Origin of the sequence: Deinococcus fonticola, from assembly GCF_004634215.1 — a bacterium.
Taxonomy (GTDB): domain Bacteria; phylum Deinococcota; class Deinococci; order Deinococcales; family Deinococcaceae; genus Deinococcus; species Deinococcus fonticola.
Genome location: NZ_SMMH01000001.1, coordinates 179,833 through 198,082 on the forward strand (window position 1 = coordinate 179,833; position 18,250 = coordinate 198,082).

Here is an 18,250-nt window from a genome sequence, read left to right on the forward strand (position 1 = left end):
ATCTCCTCCGTCTAGGGGGTTGAGGGTTCAAGAAAAAAGGGGCGGTCACGCCAAGGGGAGGTCATCCGGGAACCTGCGCTGTTCAGTCGGCGTATCTAATCGACGATGAACAACTTCGCTCCTGTCGCGGTTCTTGATCGGTGCGGTTCAGCGCCGTCGGCGACCTGGTAACTGCTTCCAGGCGTCAGGGTAAATTCCCGTCCGTCCTGCAATTCCGTGACCAGTTCGCCTTCCAGCACCAGGAGGATGTGGCCTTTGCTGCACCAGTGATCGGCGAGGTAGCCGGGCGTGTACTCCACCATCCGGACGCGAATTTCGCCGAAGTGTCGGGTGCGCCAGAAAGCCCGGCCCGTCTCGCCGGGGTGTTCGGTCACTGGAATGCGATCCCAGTGGGTTGTGCCGAAGGGAATATCCGTCATTTTCATAGGTGGAACTCCGGTGAGCAGGTGGTCGGCGCAGGCCAGGGCCGTGTCATTCGCATGGTGGCAAGGCGGACTGGCGGCCAGAACGGGAGTCGAACGAAAAAGGAATAAAAAAAAGCCGCGCCTCAGCCTGTTTGCTGGGACGCGGCATGTCTGCTTTGCGTGGTACCACCCAACTTCACCCTTGCGGGTCTCGTTGCGGCCCTCTGTCGCGGGGTGTACGGACGGGTCTACTCAGGGGCCTTTTCTTCCGTCGGCGCGGGAGGTGATGTTCAGCTCTGGCCGTATGCGTCAGGCTCTCACCGTCCCTGACTCGCTGCTGCACCGGTTCCAGGCTTACTGTCCTCGCGTTCGCCTTGAAACTGTTCACCCCGAATTTCAGGGCTTCTTCCATCGTAGGGTTTCGGGCCGTGCGGGTCAATGTTCGGCTGGCTGAGTTGTCCATGTCAACAGCCCGCAGACAGTTGAGGCGTGTTGATGGAAAGGCCGGGCAACGGCACCGGGTGCGAGACAGTTCAAGCCTCCTGGGAAGCAACCTGTTTGGCTCTTTGATCTGACGGTGCAGCCCGGTTTTGACTGGGCAATTCGGTTGGCGTCCTCGTGACATGAAGGGGTATGCTGGAGGGACTCAGGACAGCCGACGGGTGGGTGAGCGCGTAACCGGCTTTCCGCCTGTTGCTGAAAAGGACGTGTGACATGGAATTTTTTATCGATACGGCGATCGTCGACGAAATCCGCGAAATCAACGAGTGGGGCGTGCTGTCGGGCGTGACCACCAACCCCAGCCTGATCGTGGCTTCCGGGCGCGACTTCCGTGAGGTGGTGCTGGAAATCGCCGAGATGGTGGGCGGGGCGATCAGTGCCGAAGTCACCTCGCTGGACGCGGCGGGCATGATCAAAGAAGGTAAAGAGGTCGCCGCCTGGCACAAGGACGTGGTGGTGAAACTGCCCCTGACACCCGCCGGCTTGCAGGCGTGCAAGGCCCTGACACGCGAAGGCATCAAAACGAATGTCACCCTGTGCTTCAGCGTGCCTCAGGCCCTGCTGGCAGCGCGTGCGGGCGCGACGTACATCAGCCCCTTCGCCGGGCGCGTGGACGATATCGGCTGGGACGGCATCGAACTGATCCGCCAGATCAAGGAAGCCTACGTGCTGGGCGACATTCAGACCAAGGTGCTGGCCGCGTCCATCCGCCACCCCATGCACGTGCAGCAGGCCGCGCTGGCAGGGGCCGACGTGGCGACCATCCCTTACAAGGTGTTCACGCAGATGATCAAGCACCCGCTGACCCAGGCCGGCCTGGACGGCTTCATGAAGGACTGGGCCAAACGTGCAGGTGCGAGCCCCGAAACGCCGGCCAGTGAAGCCGGCACCAACCCGCAGGCCGGCGGCGTCACCCCGCAGGGGCAACCCACGCAGGGAGGCTCGAAGCAGTGACCGACACCCGAGACACCCTGCCCTTCCACGAACTCCAGCAGAAGATCCTGCCGGAGCTTCACCTGATCGCTGCCGGGCTGGGCATCGAGAATTACCGCAAGTTGAGGAAGGACGCGCTGGCGCTGGCGATCATGAAGCACCAGGCCGACGCCGAAGGGCAGATCCTGGCGCGGGGTTACCTGGACATCAGCCCCGACGGCTACGGCTTCCTGCAGGCCGACCTCCTCGATCCGCAGAGCCGCAGCGTGCTGGTCACGGCGGGCCTGATCAAGCAGTTTCACCTGCGCACCGGCGACGAGGTCATCGGCCGCGCCCGCAAACCGCGCGAGAACGAGCGCTTCGGTTCGCTGGTGCGGGTGGAGGCGGTCAACGGTCTCGACCCGGACGCCGCCCGCCAGCGCCCGAAATTCGATGACCTGACGCCCACCTTCCCGGACGCGCAACTTGTGCTGGAAGACCCGGGCATGGACGACGGCCTGAGCCTGCGCGTCGTCGACCTGCTGGTGCCGATTGGCCGGGGCCAGCGTGCGCTGATCGTCGCGCCGCCTAAAGCGGGGAAAACCACGCTGCTCAAGAAAATCGCCAACAGCATCGTGAAGAACTACCCGGACGTGACCGTCATGGTGCTGCTGGTCGACGAGCGCCCCGAGGAGGTCACGGACTTCCGCGAGAGCGTGCAGGGCGCGCAGGTCATTGCCAGCACCTTCGACGAGCCGCCGCAGCATCACGTGCGCGTGGCCGAGTTCGTGCACGAACGTGCCCGCCGCATCGTGGAGGAGGGCGGCCACGTGGTCATTCTGCTCGACAGCATCACCCGCCTGGCCCGCGCCAACAACCTGGTGACGCCCCCGACTGGCCGCACGCTCTCAGGTGGTCTGGACAGCAACGCCCTGCACTGGCCCAAGCGCTTCCTAGGGGCTGCCCGCAATATCCGCGAGGGGGGCAGCCTCACCATTCTCGCCACCGCGCTGGTCGAGACCGGCAGCCGCATGGACGACGTGATCTTCGAGGAATTCAAGGGCACCGGCAATGCTGAGCTGGTTCTCTCGCGCCGCCTGGAAGAACGCCGCATTTTCCCGGCGCTGGACATCCTGAAGTCCGGCACGCGCCGCGAGGAACTGCTGCTGCAACCCGAGGTGCTGAAGAAAATGTGGCTGCTGCGCAAGGTCATTTCCGACATGGATCCCGCCGACGCCATGGAAATGCTGCTCACGCGCATGGGCAAGACGCGCAACAATGTGGAATTCCTGGCCTCGCTGACTGGCGGGTGACCGTGAGGGCAAGCCGCGGGAGGGGCCGGAGGTGACGCCTTTTCCCGCCTCTGCATTGCAGTTGCTAGTGGTGGACGATGACCGCCAGATCCTTGACCTGCTGGAATTGAGCCTCAGCCTTCAGGGCTTCAGTGTGACCACCGCCATCAGCGGTAACGAGGCATTGAAACTGGCCCGCCAGCGTCAGCCTTTCGACGTGATCGTCATGGACGTGCTGATGGCGCCGCTCGACGGTTTCGAGACCGTCAAATGCCTGCACGACATCCTGGGGGAGGCCCTGCCGCCAGTGGTTTACCTCTCCGGCCTCAACCGCGAGGAGGACGTGCCGCACTTTCCCGGTCACCGCTGCGCCTTCCTGGTCAAGCCGTTTCGCCCGGCTCAACTGGTCGCCCTGATCCGCGAGCAGGCCGCGCCAGAATCCTGAAAAACAGAATCCTGAAAAAGTTGACCCCTTTTCCGTCGAGAAACTGGCCCTTATCAGAGGGCCGCTTCTTTTTTATTCTGCTTGCATGACTTCACAGACTGGTTCTCCCCGCGTCAAAGAAGGGTTCGCCGAAATGTTCAAGGGCGGCGTCATTATGGACGTCGTGACCGCCGACCAGGCCCGCATTGCCGAGGCTGCCGGCGCCACCGCCGTGATGGCGCTGGAACGCGTGCCCGCCGATATCCGTCAGGACGGCGGCGTGGCCCGCATGAGCGACCCCAGCATGATCAAAGAGATCATCGCGGCCGTCAGTATTCCCGTCATGGCCAAAGTCCGTATCGGTCACTTCGTGGAGGCCCAGATTCTCCAGGCCATCGGCGTGGATTTCATCGACGAGTCGGAGGTGCTGACGCCCGCCGACGAGCAGTTCCACATCCTCAAGGACGGCTTCACGGTGCCGTTCGTGTGCGGCGCGAAGAACCTGGGCGAAGCCCTGCGCCGCGTGGGCGAAGGGGCCAGCATGATCCGCACCAAGGGCGAAGCCGGTACCGGCAATGTCATCGAGGCCGTTCGCCACGCCCGCACCGTGCTGGGCGACATCCGCGCCATCCAGTCGCGCCCCGCCGAGGAACTCATGACGGTGGCCCGTGACCTGCAGGCCCCCTACGAACTCGTGAAGTACGTGCATGAGCACGGCAAACTGCCGGTCGTCAACTTTGCTGCCGGGGGCATCGCCACGCCTGCCGACGCCGCGCTGATGATGCAACTGGGGCTGGACGGTGTATTCGTCGGCAGCGGCATCTTCAAGAGTGCCAACCCCGAACGCCGCGCCCAGGCCATTGTCAAGGCCGTCACGCACTACCAGAACCCCGACATTCTCGCCGAAGTCAGTGAAGACCTGGGCGCCCCCATGACCGGCATCAACATCGACGAACTCATCCCCGAAGAACGCCTCGCCACGCGCGGGTGGTAAGAGGAACCCAGAAAGTGGGTGGCAGGTTGCCAAGAAGTGCTGGGGGCGGCTCAAAGCCCGGGTTTCCAGTCACCTTCAACCTGCCACCCGCACCTTATTCTCAGGAGCAACAATGACCAAAATAGGCGTTCTGGCCCTTCAGGGGGCGTTTCGGGAGCACGTGCAGATGCTCCGTTCTCTTGGCGCAGAGACCCGTGAGGTACGTCTGGCGGGTGAACTGGACGGCCTGGATGGGCTGATCCTGCCGGGTGGAGAGAGTACCACCATGTGCCGTCTGATGACGGATTTTGACCTGTGGGAACCCGTGCGGGCGTTTCACACGTCTGGTGGAGCGTTGTGGGGCACCTGTGCCGGAGCCATCCTGCTGGCGAACACGGTGGAGGGTGTGAGTCCTCACCTGGGCGCTCAACCCAGCCTGGCGGTGCTGGACGTGACCATTCAGCGCAATGCCTTCGGGCGACAGGTGGATTCGTTCGTGGCGGACATTTCGGTAAAGGGCCTGGAGGGATGCTTCCCGGCAGTGTTCATTCGTGCCCCGGTTTTCACGCGGGTTGGCCCGGATGTGGAAGTGCTGGCCGACTGGGAAGGGCAAACCGTGCTGGTGCGTCAGGGACGGGTACTGGCGTCCTCGTTTCACCCAGAACTGAGCGAGGATGCGCGACTGCATGCAGTCTTTTTCGAGCTTTGCTCAAAGAAACAAAAAACTCACATGCCGGTATAATCATGAATCTTTTCACTTAGTAACATTACTTTTTGCTCTACCAGACACCCTCCGACCTTAGGTTATCTTGCAGGGATGGAAGTTCATTCCTTTCAGCAGGGCGGGATGAAGCTTCATTACCGCAGCACCGGCAGGGGAGACCCCATCGTCCTGATTCATGGCCTGAGTGGCTCGGCGGGCTGGTGGCGCTACAACGTGCCGGTGCTGGCGCTGAAGCGCCGGGTGTACCTGCTCGACCTGGTGGGGTACGGCCACGGGCGGCGGCAAAAGGCGCTGGGGGTCGAAGGAGATGTGCAATTGCTCTCAGCCTGGATGGAGGCGCTGAACCTGCAAGGCGCCGCCTTGATCGGGCACAGCATGGGCGGTCACCTTGCGCTCAGACTGGCCGAGCAGCAGCCCGAGCGGGTGTCTCACCTGGTGCTGGCGTGTGCGAGCGGCCTGCTCAAAGGCCCGCCCTGGCGTATGGCGCTACGCTTGCCCCAGGCGGGCTTGACGGGCCGGCCCTCGTTCCTGCCGCGCATCCTGTTCGATTCGGGCCGGGCGGGGTTGCCGAACCTGTGGCGCAGTGGCGTGGGCGTGCTGGCAGACGACGTGCGCCCTCGCCTGGCGCAGGTGAAGGCGCGAACGCTGGTGATCTGGGGAGAGCGGGACGTCGTGATTCCCAGCCGCCTGGGCCGCGCCCTGGCAGACGGCATTCCGGGAGCGCGGTACCTGGAGATTCCCCGCGCGGGGCATGTGGTAATGGTGGACGCGCCAAGGCAGTTCAACCGCGCGGTGCTGACATTCCTGCATGAAGGTCAAGAGTCTTGACCTGGCTTTCAGAGGAGAGGCCCTTGGGGAACGGGTCTTCCTGTTTCGGGCAGTCTCATTTCACCGAGGTCAATGGCCTGCGCACCCACGCACTGGTGGGCGGCGCGGGCGACCCGCTGGTGATCGTGCCGGGCCTGGGGTGCGCGTCGTGGATGTACACGCGCCTGGCGGGCCAACTGGCGCAGGAACGCACGGTCTACGTTTACGACCCGCCCGGCCACGGCTGGAGTGCGGGAACGTGGGCCTACCCCACACGGATCGAGCACCTAACCGCTCACCTGGCCGCCTGGTTGCGGCAGATGGGCCTGAGCGGCGCGGCGCTTTTGGGGCACTCGCTGGGAGGGGAAGTGATCCTCGACCTGGCAGTGCGTTGCCCCGGTGTGGCCGGAGCGCTGGTGGCCTGCGCCCCGACGGGCATCCCCGAGAACCCCAGCGTACCCATTCAACTGCTGCGCCTGCTGTCCGATCTGCCCCGCGAACGGCTGGAGCTGCTGCGGCTGGGATTTCATGCCTACTCGGTGCCCGGGGTGCGCCGCCTTTTTCTGCTGGCCTACGATCAGCGCCGTCACCTGACCGGGCCCCTGCTGGGGAACGTCACGCTACCCACCCTGCTGGTCAGTGCTGGCCGCGATCCGGTGGTTCACGCCTGGACGATTCGTGAAATTCAGCGGCACGTCCCGCAGGCCGAGGTGCAGATCATCCCTGGCGCGCCGCACGCCCTCACGGATGCCTGTCCGCATGAAGTGGCCCGGGTCACACTCGACTTCCTGAAGCGTCTTGAGTCCTTACGCAATAATTGATCATATTTTCTGCAGATCCAGCCATATAATCTACGCCAATAACTTCTGTCTAGTCCAGAACGCAACTTAATTGCCAAAGTGTTTCCAGTGGGACTACACTGTTGGAGACATGAGTGATTTCCCGACGGAACACGTGCTGCTCACCCCTGGCCCCACGCCCATCCACCCCCGCGCCATGCAGGCCCTCACGCGCCCCATGCTGGGCCACATGGATCCCGAAGTGTTCGCCCTGAACAGCGACATTCAGGCCGACCTGCGCGTCATGTACGGCACTGAACCGGAGACCTTCACCGCCCTGCTGGCCGGTACTGGCAGCCTGGGCATGGAAGCCGGATTCGCCAACCTGGTCGAACCCGGCGACGAGGTGCTGGTGTGCGCCAACGGCAGTTTCGGACGGCGCATGGCCGAAATGGCCGCCCGTTACGGCGCGAAAGTCCGGCTGGTGACCGCTCCCCTGGGCGAGGCCATCCGGCCCCAGGACGTGGCCGCGCAGCTCACGGACGACGTGCGGATGGTCGCCGTCGTTCATGGCGAGACGAGCACCGGCGTGCTGAACCCGGTGCCGGAAATTGCCGAGCTGGTCAGGTCAAGTGGCGCCCTTTTCACGGTGGACGCCGTGACCACGGCCGGCATGGAACCCTTTCACATGCGTGACTGGGGGGTGGATTACGCCTACACCGGCGCGCAGAAGTGCCTCTCGGCGCCTCCTGGCCTGGCGCCCATCGCCGTGAGTGAACGCGCCTTCGCCCGCTTCGGGGCCAGGCGTACCCCCACGCCGCTGTGGTACGGCGACCTGGGCGGCCTGCGCGACTACTGGGTGGATCACACCTACCACCACACCGTCCCGGTGAATCTGCACTTTGCCTTCCAGGCTGCCCTGTGTGCCGCCTTGGAGGAGGGCCTGGAACACCGCCAGCGCCGCGTGCGCCAGATGGGCCGCGTGATCACCCGCACCCTCGAGCCCCTGGGTTTTAGCCCCTATGTCCGCCGACCCGAGGAGCGGCTGCCCACCGTGCTGGCCCTGCGCCTCCCCGAAGGCTTTGACGACGCGGCAATCCGCGGGCAACTGCGGCAACGGGACATCAGCGTCACCGGCGGCCTGGGGCCAACTGCCGGCGTGATATGGCGCCTGGGCCTGATGGGCGAAAGCGCCCGCCCGGAGCCCTACCGCAGGCTGATGACGGCGCTGGGAGACCTGCTGGGCGACCGCGACCTCGCAGACCGCTACGAGCACCATCTGCAAGAGGAGACACGCGAACTCGTCAGCGTATAAACCGCCGCATGACCCGGGCGCTCAGCTCATGCGCCCGGTACGGATCACGTCCGCGATCACGGCGGGCAGGTTCCAGGCCATGATGTCGAAGGCGCTGGAGGAGTAGTCGTAAGGCACCTTGTGCAGCATCACCTTCGGCTTGCGGCCGATGCAATCGATAATCGCCACGTCCGCGCCCGGCTCGTGGTTCAGACTGAGGCCCACGCTGCCCGGATCGACGAATGTCGTGTCCCCGATCATCCGCATGAACGGCACGTGCGACCCGGCCACCACGATCACCCGCGCCGACAGTTGCTCGGCCAGGTCTTCCAGTTCACGTTCGCTGGCCATCAGGTCGAGGCGCTGCTCGGGGTCGTGCGGACTGCCGTGAAAGTACCGCACCTTGCCGACCGGCGTCATCAGCCGGCCGCCCGGGGGCAGGCGGCGCAGGTACTCCAACTGCTCGGGGGCCAGGGTCTTTTTCGTCCACTGCAACACCTGATCGGCAATGCCCTTGCGGCTCTCGCGCTCGCCGAACTCCATCGCCACGCGCAGGTCACTGCTGCCCAGCCCCACCGGCCAGCCCTCACGCCGCACGAAATCGATCACCGGGCCGGGACTCGCGCCGTAGCCCACCAGATCGCCCACCACGATGACCTGATTCACGATGTTCTCGGACAGGAAGCGCTTCACTGCCGTCAGGGCGTGAATGTTTCCGTGAAGGTCACTGATGAAAGCCACTCTCAAAGTGCTGCCCATGCTAAACGAAAACCCCCCGCCGCGCACCCCCTCCCCCCACGCCTGCGTATCATGCGGGGCATGCCGCCGCGAACCGCCCGCCTTCCCGACGCCCTGACCTGCCTGGTGCTGGGGGCCGCGCTGGCCCTGACTCTGCCGCCCCTCCAGACCGGGGCACTCAGTGCCGTGGCCCTCGCGGCGCTGCTGTGGCACGTCGCACACGGGCGGGACACGCGGCAGGTCGCCGGGCGCATGTTCTGGGCCGCCAGCGGCCTGTGCGCCGTGCACCTGTGGTGGCTCAGCGCCTTCCTGGGCACCCTTTTCCAGACGCCGGTGCTGGGCCTGCTGGCGCTGGCGCTGTTCGCACTGGAAGGCAGTTTCTATGCCCTGATGGCCCTTGTCGCGGCCCGCCTGGCCGGTTCCAGCGTGCTGGCCCGCGTGTGGTTGCTGGCGGGCGGCTGGGTACTGCTCGAAGCCCTGCGGTTTCTGGGGCCGTTCGCCTTTCCGTGGCCCACGCTGGGCTACTCGTTGCTGCCTACCCCCATGATCCAGATCGCCGACCTGGGCGGCGTTCTGCTCGCCAGCGCCCTGGTCACGGCGACGGCGGCGGCCCTCGTCACCTTCTGGCGCCACCGCGCCGCGCCGCTGTGGGTCATGGCTGTTCTGTGGGTCGCGGCCCTCGCCTACGGCGTCACGCGCACGGCCGGAGAAGGCCCCACCCGACAGGCCATCGTGGAGCGCAGCACCGTGGACGTGTTCTCCAAGGCCGCTGAGAATAGGAGCGCCCAGGATTTTTTCGATGTCTACCTGCGTCCACTGAAACAAGTTCCTCTTCCCGAAGGTGTTCCCGTCTTTCTGCCCGAAACCGCCGTGCTGGACGAGAGTTTATTGCCCCAGGTGCCTGGCCCTGGGATTTACGGCCTTTACACTCCGCTCCCCAAAGGCAACAAGGCCGTGGCCTGGGATGGGCAGCAGATCACCGCCCAGAGCGACAAGGCCCGCCCTGTGCCCTTCGGGGAATTCTTTCCTCTGCATAGCACCCTGCGCCCCGTCTGGCGCCTGATCGAGAACGCCGTGGGCTTTTCTCTCGATAGCCTGTCCCCCGCACAGACCCTGAACATCCTGCCGCTCAGCGGCGTCAACTACGGGGCTTATATCTGCTACGACAGCGTGTTTCCGTGGGTGGCCCGGCAACTGACCAACAAGGGCGCGAACGTCCTGGTGAACATCAGCAACGACGGCTGGTACGCCGGGTGGGGCGTGCAGCAGCACTTCATGATGGGCCGCGTCCGCGCCATTGAAAACCGCCGCTGGGTGCTGCGCAGCGTCAACCAGGGCATCGCCGCCAGCATTGACGACCTGGGCCGCCCACGCCGCACGCTCGGCAGGGGAGAGGGCGCCATGCAGGTCAGCTTCAGGGAACTCCGTGGCGCGACCATTTATAACCGCGTGGGCGACTTCCCGGCGCTGCTGGCCGCCGGGCTCATGCTGCTGCTCGGTTTCATGTACCGCCGCACAGCTTAGAGCAGTTCTCCGAATTCCGTCAGGCGGGGCAGGGCACCCCGCCTAACTCCATTCTTCGTCCTGCTCGTCTCCATTCACTCGCGCCGCTCGGACAAAAAGCACTCTGTTCTTTTGGCAAATGCTCTAAGCGTCGTCTCGCAATCTCTCCATCGCCTCGACCGCCTCACGCCGCACCTCGCTGTCCATCTTCGCGTAGATGGCCGAGGTCGTTACCGACGAGTGCCCCAGCAAGTCCGCCACCACGTGCAAGTCCCGTGTGGCGCGGTACAGGTGCGTGCCTGCCGTGCGCCGCAAGGTATGAAGGCCCCACATCTCCGGCGGCAGGCCCAGCGCCTGGTAATACGTGCTGGCGATATCCCGCCCGCCCTTCGTGGTGAGTCGCCCACCGTAATTTCGGTGGGTCAGCGATACCAGCAGCGCCTCCGAACGAAGGATACCCTCGGCAGAAACGGCCTGTCTGGACGTTATCCAGGCGCGGACGAGCTTCAGGACACTGCCACTCAGTGGCACCAGACGCTGTTTGCCACCCTTGCCCCGAACGGTCAACTGCTCCAGGCTGAAATCCACGTCCTGAACATTCAGGCCGACAATTTCCGCCGCGCGCAGGCCGGCTGTGCCGCCCAGCGCCAGCAGCAGCGCGTCCCGGTTTGCGCGGATGGAGTTCTCAGCGTGGAGGCTGGTGGGCAGGGCGAGCAATTCGGCATACTTCGCCACAGGAATGGCTTTTTTCTTGGCGTGTGCCGGCGTCGCCTCGGAAGGTGGGCGAATGCCGGCGGACGGGTCGGCGTCCAGCACATTTGCCCACACCAGCGCCTTCATTAAGTTGCGCACGCCGTACAGGTGGCGCTTGATGCTGGACGCCGACAGATCCTCGGACTGCATCTGCAGCAGCCACATCTCGAAGTCCTCGGCAGACAGTTGATTCAAGGCACGGGTGGGTGACTCGGGCGGGCCGGTGAAGGTCAGGAACCGCCGAACCGATTCTGCGTAGTGCTCCAGCGTCAGCGGGCTGACCCGAGCACCCCGGCTGGACTTCAGGCGCATGAATGTGTGGAGCAGGTCAATCAGCGTGGCGGCATCCTGCACATGGGCGGCGCGCAGGCCCTCGCGCCTGCGGTTTGCGGCATTCGACCACTTGGAGGCCAGCACCATCGCCCCGGTCACTTCAGCGCTCCTGTATGTTCCATAAGTGAAATTATAGAACATATAATCACTTATGCTTGACTCTGAATTACGTTGCTGTAAGAAGTGCGGTCAAGAGCAACCGCTGTCTAGGTTTCCCAGGGCCAAAGACTGCTACGCCAGGCAAGCAAAGAAAAAGTATCAAGCCGATCCAAAGGCTCGTGCTGCTCAGGCTGCACGTTCCATAAACCTGAGCATTGAGCGGCGCTCACGTGGTCAGGCCAAAGTGGATATTACGGTTGATGAACTGACAGCGTTGATTTTGTCTGCATCAGCCGAGAATCTCGTTATGGCGTGTCAGTTGTGCAACCGCGCCAAGGGGGCTTGAGTGAATCTGAGTTCCGGGATTGGTTGGATTTCGTTCGGCAGGTATAAAACCCCTCGAAATGATTTCGAGAGGCCTTGTTGACCTTTCTATAAGCCTGTTGCCGATTGGGTCAGGTTTCCAGATCGGGCTTCTGGGCCAGCGTCAGGAAACGAATGGCACCGGGCAGGATGCGGGCGCTGAAGGGCGTGGTCTCGACGTGCAGTTCTCCGTCGTACTGAAGCGGGAAAGGTTCCACGGCGTCGACCTCGATGGTGCGGGCCTGCAGGGTGTCGAGGTTGCTGCTGAACAGCGGGTCGCCCAGGTTCAGTTTGGCGCGCACGGAGTCGATCAGGTTCGGAACGAGGCGCAGGATGTTGCCGGCTTTCAGGAGAATCACCGTGAACTGGCCGTCGCTGGGGTTGATGTCGCTGGTGATAGGCAGGCGGTAGTTGGCCATACCGAAGTTGGCGACCATCACGCCGATGCCCTCGAATTCGCGCTTTTCACCGTCGATGACGAGGTGAAAGGTGGTTTTCTTGGGATTGAGCTGTTTCATGGCGCTCATGACGTAAGCCAGAGCCCCGAATTTTTCCTTCAGCTCTTCGCTGTCACGGATCATGGTGGCGTCTGCGCCAGCTCCGGCCAGCATGCAGAAGCCGCTTTTTTCACCTTTGACCTCCACTTCACCCATATCGACGCGCAGGGCGTGGCCTTCCTGCAGGATGCGGGCGAGTTCGGCGGGGTCTCTGGGCAGATCGAGGTTCTGCGCGATGAGGTTGGCAGTGCCGGCCGGGTACGCCAGCAGCGGGACATTCTTGTAGCGGGTCGCGTAGGCGACACTGCTGACGGTGCCGTCCCCCCCCGCCGCCACCACCGCCTGAAAGGAGGTGACATCCTTGACATACTCCCCCATAGGGGTGTCGGAACCCAGCTCCCGCTCGGTGATGTCCACCCCCGCCTGGCGCAGCAATGCCTTGAATTCCGGCAACCCACTGTCGCCGTTACCACTTTTGGGGTTGATAATCAGTAAGATTCGTGTTGTTTGGCGTGCGTCAAGATGGCCGGGGGGAGTTTGACCCTGTGTCATTGCACTCATTACACTGCTTTACCGGAGGCTTCTTATGCAGCGTTTCTTCTTTGCTTCTTTACTTTTGATCGGTGGCCTGGCGTCGTGCGCTCCTCGGAATCAGGCGGCGGTGGCGGGCGTCACGCAGCCGCCCACCCTGGTGAAGGTCTCTCAGGCCGCCGCGATCGGCGAGACGGTCACGGTGCAGGGCCGTTACCTGGGCGGCATGAACACCGCCTACGTCCTGCTGGGGGCCACCCCGGAAGGCACCGGCGGGTACAAGGTACCGAACACCGCCATCAAGTCCTGGACGGACAGTGAGATCAACTTCGTGGTGCCGGTCGACGCCCCGGTGGGCGGCTCGTGGCTGTACGTGGTGGTAGGCGGCATGCAGTCCGCCAACGGTCTGCCGTTCAGCATCAAGCAGGCGCAGAAATAATACGGCTCTGAAGAAGAGAATGGTTAGCCGTTCTCTTCTTTCGGGCTAGAGGTGAGTAAGAGAAAATACGGTGCTGGACAATGCGCAGCAAATTCGGGTGTCGTCTTCGGATTTGTGGAGTAAAGGGCAGCACCGTATAAGTCGTTTCAGATTGCATCAGATGAAGAGGTGGCCTGTAAACCAGGTCGCCTCTTCCCTTTTTTTGGCGACTTTTGCAACGGTTCAGGACGGCTGACTGGCTTAAGCCTTTTGACCCTTTACCCTGCTGGCGCTTAGACTTCCTGGGTTATGGCGATTAACCGCCCGAAAGGCACTGAAGATCACTTACCCGCCGGCAGTCCGAAACTCACCCTCGACGTGAGCGCCCAGGCGCATGCGCACCTCGTGAACACCGCCCGAACAGTGCTGGAGCGCGCCGGCGCTCAGCGCATCGACACGCCGCTGTTCGAGGAAGCCGACCTGGTCAAGCGCGGCGTGGGCGGCAGCACCGACATCGTCCGCAAGGAGATGTTCACGGTGTACTACTTCGGGGATCACGGCGGGTACATCCTGCGCCCGGAGGGCACCGCCGGCATCGTCCGCGCCTACCTGCAAAACGGCCTCAAGCAACTGCCCGCGCCGCTGAAACTGTGGTTGCATGGCCCGATGTTCCGCGCCGAACGCCAGCAGCGCGGCCGCCTGCGCCAGTTCCACCAGGTGGATTACGAGGTGCTGGGTTCCACGGATGCCCTGGTGGACGCCGAGGCGATTGCCCTGATGGTCGAGGTCGTGAAAACGCTGGGCCTGAAGCAGGTGCGTGTGAAGCTGGGCAGCATCGGCGACCCGCAAGACCGCGAGGCCTACAACCAGTATCTGCGTGACCTGTTCTCCCCTGTTCGGGAACGCCTGTCCGGCGACTCGCAAGACCGCCTGGAACGCAACCCCATGCGCATTCTGGACAGCAAGAGCGAGGGCGACCAGCACCTCATCGCTGAGCTGAGCGTGAAACCCATGCTGGCTTTCCTGGGCGAGGAGGCGCGGGCGCACTTCGAGCAGGTGCAGAAGTATCTGAGCGACTGGAACGTCGAATTCGACATCGACCCCAGTATCGTGCGGGGTCTGGACTACTACCGCCGCACCGCCTGGGAACTGCACCACGAGGGTGTCGGCGCGAAATCCGCGCTGGGGGGCGGGGGCCGCTACGACGGCCTGGCCGAGCAACTGGGTGGCGCCGCCGTGCCGGGCATCGGTTGGGCGTTCGGCGTCGAGCGCCTTCTCCTGGCCATGGAAGCGGAAGGGGTGGAGCTGCCCGCACCCGAAGGCCCGCTGCTATACGTGGCCGCACTGGATGAGGAGAACGTGCCTTACGCCGCTTCGCTCGCCATGTCGGCCCGCAGTGTGGCCCGCGCCGAGTTCGCTTACCGCGCGATGAAACCCGCCAGCGCCTTCCGGGACGCCGAACGCCGGGGCGCTCGCCTGGTCGCACTGATCGGCTCGAATGAGGTCGCGCAGGGGGGTATTACCCTGAAGAACCTGGTATCCGGAGAGCAGACGCTCGTCGAGACGTCAGACCTGGTGGCGTTCCTCGCGGAGCACGGGAAAGAATAAAAGAGGCCCTGTACCCAACCTGCCCGTCCCCTGAAACGCATCGGCGACTCAGCGCTTCAGGGGACGGGTGGCGACCTGGGACATCTCACTGCGGTCACTGGGGTAGAGCCGGGCGCTTTCCAGCTTGCGGATGCGCTCGGTGGTCTCGTTCGTCTCATTGCGGAGCGTCCAGGTGCGGCCTTTGGAGTCCTTGACGACGATGCCAGGGCCGTCCGGGGCGGGCGTCCAGCGGCCTTTCACGGTGGCCGCGAAGGAACTTCTCCACTCGTAAGTGCCGTCGGCATTCACACGAAGCGCGTCGCTGGCCGTCATGTAGGAGAAGGTGGTGGTTTCGGTGCTGCCGCTCACGCTGGTGTTGACGGCCATCATCTCCCCCAGTTTCCAGTCGCCGACAAAAAATCCAGTCCAGTAGGGAGCACTCTTCAGGTGGGCCACGCTGCCCCATTCCTCCCAGCCGTCACTGTTGATATCCGTGCGTGTGATCAGGTACTTCTTCACCGCGTGCCAGCGGTCGCCGGCGGGCTGCCCTGGCCCCGGCCCGACCTCCTTGATGATCCCCTGCTTCCAGCCGATGGAGGTGTAGAACTGCACAGTGTCTCCCACCTGAAAAGTGCCGAAAGCCGGCCAGGTCGCCGGAGTTGTGGAGGGGGCCCCGGTGTTGGCTGCCAGGGCAGCGAGACTGCACCAGCCCAGAACTGTGGTGCCGTCCACATCCACCCACAGACCGACAAGAGTCGTCTGGGCACCCTTTGCCTGGAAAGCCATGACATAACCGTTCTCGTTATCGGTCGTGAGTACCCCGAAACGGTAGTTCAGACTCTCCAGGCCCTGGCGAAACTGTGTTTCCAGGCCGTCCCGGCTGGGCCAGACGACATACTCACTCTGCTTGCACTGTCCGTTGACGTTGGCCGCGACCTGACGCAACGAGGCCGCGAACTGCGCGAGCGCCGGGGTGTTGGTCACGATCTCGGCTCCGTCGATGAAACTGGCGTTGACCAGCGAGGATGGCGGGCCGGCCAGCGCGGGGCCGCTCAGGGCACTGAGGACGAGCGTCAGGAGCAGGGGACGGAACATGTGGCCTCCGCGTGCAAGAGAAAGGGGCAAACTGCGGCGTAGCAGCACAAAGCCCACAGCGAACGTCCTTGGGGGGATGATGATAAGAGATCTTACCACGGGGAGTTTCACGACTGACACGGTACGGCTGGCCCATCGCACGCACGCTGCCTGGCCTGTTCATCACGCATAATCGGGAGCGATGAAACGCACCGCTTTGATCGGCCACCTCAACGACTCGCACCTCGACCAGCCTGTGACCATTCAGGGGTGGGTGAACCGCCGCCGCGACCTGGGGGGCCTGATTTTCCTGGAGGTTCGGGACCGCAGCGGGCTGGTGCAGGTGCAGGTCGAGCCGGATTCTCCGGCCTTCGCGGAGGCCGACACCCTGCGCGGCGAGTACGTGGTGGAGATTGGGGGCCAGTTTCAGCGTCGCCCCGAAAGCCAGCGCAAGGGCGGCCTGGCCGACTTCGAGGTGCTGGCCTCACGCGTCACTGTGCTGAATAGCGCGAAAACCCCGCCATTCGAGCTGGACAAGGGTGACAGCGTGTCCGAGGACGTGCGCCTGAAGTACCGCTACCTGGATCTGCGCCGCGCTGAAATGCAGAAAAACCTGCTGCTGCGCAGCAAGGCGGTGGCGGCCATTACCGAATTCCTGGACACTGAGGGGTTCGTGCAGGTGGAAACCCCCATGCTCACGAAGTCCACGCCGGAGGGAGCGCGGGATTTCCTGGTGCCCTCGCGCCTGAATGCCGGGGAGTTCTACGCCCTGCCGCAGTCGCCGCAACTGTTCAAGCAGCTGCTGATGATCGCCGGGTATGACCGGTACTACCAGCTGGCGCGCTGTTTCCGCGACGAGGACTTGCGGGCCGATCGCCAGCCGGACTTCACGCAGCTGGACATGGAGATGTCCTTCGTCACGCAGGACGATGTGCTGGAGGTGCAGGAGCGCCTGATGGCGCACGTGTTTGGGCGGGTGCTGGACGTGGAGTTGCCTCTCCCCTTCCCCCGCATGTCCTATCAGGATGCCATGGACAAATTCGGTTCGGACAAACCGGATTTGCGTTTTGGTCTGGAGTTCGTGGACGTGACCGAACTCTTCAAGGGGGGCGAATTCAAGGCATTCGCGTCTGCCCAGACGGTAAAAGTCATCGCTGCGCCGGAATTGACCCGCAAACAGATCGACGAACTGGAACGCATTGCCAAGCAGAACGGTGCGGGCGGCCTGGCGTGGCTCAAGCGTGACGGGGATACCTTCACCGGCGGCATCAGCAAGTTCGTGGGCAGCATCACGGCCCAACTGATCGAGAAAACGGGTGTGCCGGACGGCGGAACGCTGCTGTTTGCCGCCGGCGAATGGAAGAAGGCGGTCGGTGCCCTGGGGGCGGTGCGCCTCGCCGTGCGTGACCTGTTCGACCTGGCGAAGGCCGGGCCGCAGTTTCACGTCTCCTGGGTGGTGGACTTCCCACAACTGGAATACGACGAGGACAACGCCGCCTGGACGTACATGCACCATCCTTTCACCGCCCCGCACCCCGAGGACATCCCCCTCTTCGGAACCGAGCGGCAGGGTGAAATTCGCGCCCAGGCTTACGACCTGGTGCTGAACGGCTACGAGGTGGGCGGCGGCAGCGTGCGTATCCACCAGCCTGGCGTGCAGGCCCAGATGTTCCAGGCCATTGGCTTTACCGAAGCAGAGGCCCGCGAAAAGTTCGGGTTCTTCATGGACGCGCTGGAATACGGCACGCCCCCGCACGGCGGCATCGCCTGGGGCTTCGACCGGTTGATCATGGTCATGAGCGGCGCGAACTCCATCCGTGAAGTTATCGCCTTCCCCAAGAACAACCGGGGCGTCGACCTGATGGCCCTCGCGCCCTCCCCTGTCGACGAACGGCAACTGGCTGAGCTGAGCGTTGCCGTGGCGTCTGGAACCAGTGACTGAGCGATATGAACGAGGAGAGGCCATCCTGAGCCCAGGATGGTTTCTTTTCTGTTGGTGTGGCAGAGGCTGGAATACAGGCAAGTGATTTAATTCACGATTAAAATGGAGCGTGAATTTTCTATTCTCTCGCTCTCTCAAGTCGTAATGACTTCGCCAGCTTTCAAAAGCAACAGCGCTAGCCTGGGGCGCGAACTGGCGCCGTGGACAGGATCTTCATGCTCCCTGGAGAGTACAGGAACGGCTGAACCCGTTCGCATCCGCCAGACGCTTCCCCTAAAGACCTCCAGATAGCGCGTTAGTGT

Annotated in this window: 18 protein-coding genes; 13 read left to right on the plus strand and 5 right to left on the minus strand. The window is 63.6% G+C overall.

Annotated features, from left to right (window positions below; all coding sequences use genetic code 11):
* Positions 1-95 precede the first annotated feature (95 nt).
* Complete coding sequence (locus E5Z01_RS00915; RefSeq protein WP_135227648.1) at positions 96-425, minus strand: DHCW motif cupin fold protein; 330 nt, start codon at positions 423-425, stop codon at positions 96-98.
* A 693-nt stretch (positions 426-1,118) separates the two neighbouring features.
* Between E5Z01_RS00915 and fsa the strand changes: the two genes are divergently transcribed.
* The 8 genes from fsa to E5Z01_RS00955 all read left to right on the plus strand — a co-directional run bounded on the left by fsa (position 1,119) and on the right by E5Z01_RS00955 (position 8,131).
* On the plus strand, positions 1,119-1,859 hold the full coding sequence (fsa, locus tag E5Z01_RS00920; RefSeq protein ID WP_135227649.1) for a fructose-6-phosphate aldolase: 741 nt from the start codon (positions 1,119-1,121) through the stop codon (positions 1,857-1,859).
* Complete coding sequence (gene rho / locus E5Z01_RS00925) at positions 1,856-3,130, plus strand: transcription termination factor Rho (protein ID WP_119761775.1); 1,275 nt, start codon at positions 1,856-1,858, stop codon at positions 3,128-3,130. Before fsa ends, rho begins: the two co-directional genes overlap by 4 nt.
* 31 nt (positions 3,131-3,161) lie before the next feature.
* Positions 3,162-3,554, plus strand: a complete 393-nt coding sequence (locus E5Z01_RS00930; protein ID WP_240738113.1) for a response regulator — start codon at positions 3,162-3,164, stop codon at positions 3,552-3,554.
* Between the two features lie 85 nt (positions 3,555-3,639).
* Positions 3,640-4,527 (plus strand): pyridoxal 5'-phosphate synthase lyase subunit PdxS, encoded by an 888-nt coding sequence (gene pdxS, locus E5Z01_RS00935; protein WP_119761777.1) that lies wholly within the window; start codon positions 3,640-3,642, stop codon positions 4,525-4,527.
* A 112-nt stretch (positions 4,528-4,639) separates the two neighbouring features.
* Positions 4,640-5,248, plus strand: coding sequence for a pyridoxal 5'-phosphate synthase glutaminase subunit PdxT (gene pdxT / locus E5Z01_RS00940; protein WP_135227650.1), 609 nt, complete (start codon positions 4,640-4,642; stop codon positions 5,246-5,248).
* A 75-nt stretch (positions 5,249-5,323) separates the two neighbouring features.
* Positions 5,324-6,058 carry an alpha/beta fold hydrolase gene (locus E5Z01_RS00945; protein ID WP_135227651.1) on the plus strand — a complete coding sequence of 245 codons (735 nt, stop codon included), beginning with the start codon at positions 5,324-5,326 and terminating at the stop codon, positions 6,056-6,058.
* 23 nt (positions 6,059-6,081) lie between these two features.
* Positions 6,082-6,858: an alpha/beta fold hydrolase gene (locus tag E5Z01_RS00950; RefSeq protein ID WP_135227652.1), complete on the plus strand. Its 777-nt coding sequence runs from the start codon at positions 6,082-6,084 to the stop codon at positions 6,856-6,858.
* A 109-nt stretch (positions 6,859-6,967) separates the two neighbouring features.
* Positions 6,968-8,131, plus strand: coding sequence for an alanine--glyoxylate aminotransferase family protein (locus tag E5Z01_RS00955; RefSeq protein ID WP_135227653.1), 1,164 nt, complete (start codon positions 6,968-6,970; stop codon positions 8,129-8,131).
* A 21-nt stretch (positions 8,132-8,152) separates the two neighbouring features.
* Here E5Z01_RS00955 and E5Z01_RS00960 read toward each other — a convergent pair whose 3' ends face one another.
* Positions 8,153-8,857, minus strand: coding sequence for a metallophosphoesterase family protein (locus E5Z01_RS00960; protein ID WP_135227732.1), 705 nt, complete (start codon positions 8,855-8,857; stop codon positions 8,153-8,155).
* Positions 8,858-8,929: 72 nt separating this feature from the next.
* Here E5Z01_RS00960 and lnt point away from each other — a divergent pair, with 72 nt between their 5' ends.
* Positions 8,930-10,372: an apolipoprotein N-acyltransferase gene (gene lnt, locus E5Z01_RS00965; RefSeq protein WP_135227654.1), complete on the plus strand. Its 1,443-nt coding sequence runs from the start codon at positions 8,930-8,932 to the stop codon at positions 10,370-10,372.
* Positions 10,373-10,495: 123 nt separating this feature from the next.
* Here the strand turns inward: lnt and E5Z01_RS00975 are convergent, their stop codons facing one another.
* The gene (locus E5Z01_RS00975; RefSeq protein WP_240738114.1) at positions 10,496-11,536 is read right to left on the minus strand and encodes a tyrosine-type recombinase/integrase; all 1,041 of its coding nucleotides are present in this window, start codon (positions 11,534-11,536) and stop codon (positions 10,496-10,498) included.
* Between the two features lie 52 nt (positions 11,537-11,588).
* On the opposite strand from E5Z01_RS00975, the gene E5Z01_RS00980 reads away from it, so the two are divergent.
* Complete coding sequence (locus E5Z01_RS00980; protein ID WP_135227656.1) at positions 11,589-11,882, plus strand: hypothetical protein; 294 nt, start codon at positions 11,589-11,591, stop codon at positions 11,880-11,882.
* A 109-nt stretch (positions 11,883-11,991) separates the two neighbouring features.
* Here the strand turns inward: E5Z01_RS00980 and E5Z01_RS00985 are convergent, their stop codons facing one another.
* Positions 11,992-12,948, minus strand: coding sequence for a diacylglycerol/lipid kinase family protein (locus tag E5Z01_RS00985; RefSeq protein ID WP_420810822.1), 957 nt, complete (start codon positions 12,946-12,948; stop codon positions 11,992-11,994).
* Positions 12,949-12,982: 34 nt separating this feature from the next.
* Between E5Z01_RS00985 and E5Z01_RS00990 the strand changes: the two genes are divergently transcribed.
* On the plus strand, positions 12,983-13,366 hold the full coding sequence (locus E5Z01_RS00990) for an IPT/TIG domain-containing protein (protein WP_135227658.1): 384 nt from the start codon (positions 12,983-12,985) through the stop codon (positions 13,364-13,366).
* Between the two features lie 288 nt (positions 13,367-13,654).
* Positions 13,655-14,953, plus strand: a complete 1,299-nt coding sequence (gene hisS / locus E5Z01_RS00995; RefSeq protein WP_135227659.1) for a histidine--tRNA ligase — start codon at positions 13,655-13,657, stop codon at positions 14,951-14,953.
* A 48-nt stretch (positions 14,954-15,001) separates the two neighbouring features.
* On the opposite strand, the gene E5Z01_RS01000 is transcribed toward hisS, so the two are convergent.
* Positions 15,002-16,027 carry a hypothetical protein gene (locus E5Z01_RS01000; RefSeq protein ID WP_135227660.1) on the minus strand — a complete coding sequence of 342 codons (1,026 nt, stop codon included), beginning with the start codon at positions 16,025-16,027 and terminating at the stop codon, positions 15,002-15,004.
* Between the two features lie 181 nt (positions 16,028-16,208).
* Between E5Z01_RS01000 and aspS the strand changes: the two genes are divergently transcribed.
* The gene (gene aspS, locus E5Z01_RS01005; RefSeq protein ID WP_135227661.1) at positions 16,209-17,948 is read left to right on the plus strand and encodes an aspartate--tRNA ligase; all 1,740 of its coding nucleotides are present in this window, start codon (positions 16,209-16,211) and stop codon (positions 17,946-17,948) included.
* Positions 17,949-18,250 lie beyond the last annotated feature (302 nt).

Bases quoted from the DNA above. Each gene is read 5' to 3' on its own strand.
- E5Z01_RS00915 (WP_135227648.1), bottom strand. From the start codon at position 425: ATGAAAATGACGGATATTCCCTTCGGCACAACCCACTGGGATCGCATT.
- fsa (WP_135227649.1), top strand. From the start codon at position 1,119: ATGGAATTTTTTATCGATACGGCGATCGTCGACGAAATCCGCGAAATC.
- pdxS (WP_119761777.1), top strand. From the start codon at position 3,640: ATGACTTCACAGACTGGTTCTCCCCGCGTCAAAGAAGGGTTCGCCGAA.
- pdxT (WP_135227650.1), top strand. From the start codon at position 4,640: ATGACCAAAATAGGCGTTCTGGCCCTTCAGGGGGCGTTTCGGGAGCAC.
- E5Z01_RS00945 (WP_135227651.1), top strand. From the start codon at position 5,324: ATGGAAGTTCATTCCTTTCAGCAGGGCGGGATGAAGCTTCATTACCGC.
- E5Z01_RS00955 (WP_135227653.1), top strand. From the start codon at position 6,968: ATGAGTGATTTCCCGACGGAACACGTGCTGCTCACCCCTGGCCCCACG.
- lnt (WP_135227654.1), top strand. From the start codon at position 8,930: ATGCCGCCGCGAACCGCCCGCCTTCCCGACGCCCTGACCTGCCTGGTG.
- E5Z01_RS00980 (WP_135227656.1), top strand. From the start codon at position 11,589: ATGCTTGACTCTGAATTACGTTGCTGTAAGAAGTGCGGTCAAGAGCAA.
- E5Z01_RS00985 (WP_420810822.1), bottom strand. From the start codon at position 12,948: ATGACACAGGGTCAAACTCCCCCCGGCCATCTTGACGCACGCCAAACA.
- E5Z01_RS00990 (WP_135227658.1), top strand. From the start codon at position 12,983: ATGCAGCGTTTCTTCTTTGCTTCTTTACTTTTGATCGGTGGCCTGGCG.
- hisS (WP_135227659.1), top strand. From the start codon at position 13,655: ATGGCGATTAACCGCCCGAAAGGCACTGAAGATCACTTACCCGCCGGC.
- E5Z01_RS01000 (WP_135227660.1), bottom strand. From the start codon at position 16,027: ATGTTCCGTCCCCTGCTCCTGACGCTCGTCCTCAGTGCCCTGAGCGGC.
- aspS (WP_135227661.1), top strand. From the start codon at position 16,209: ATGAAACGCACCGCTTTGATCGGCCACCTCAACGACTCGCACCTCGAC.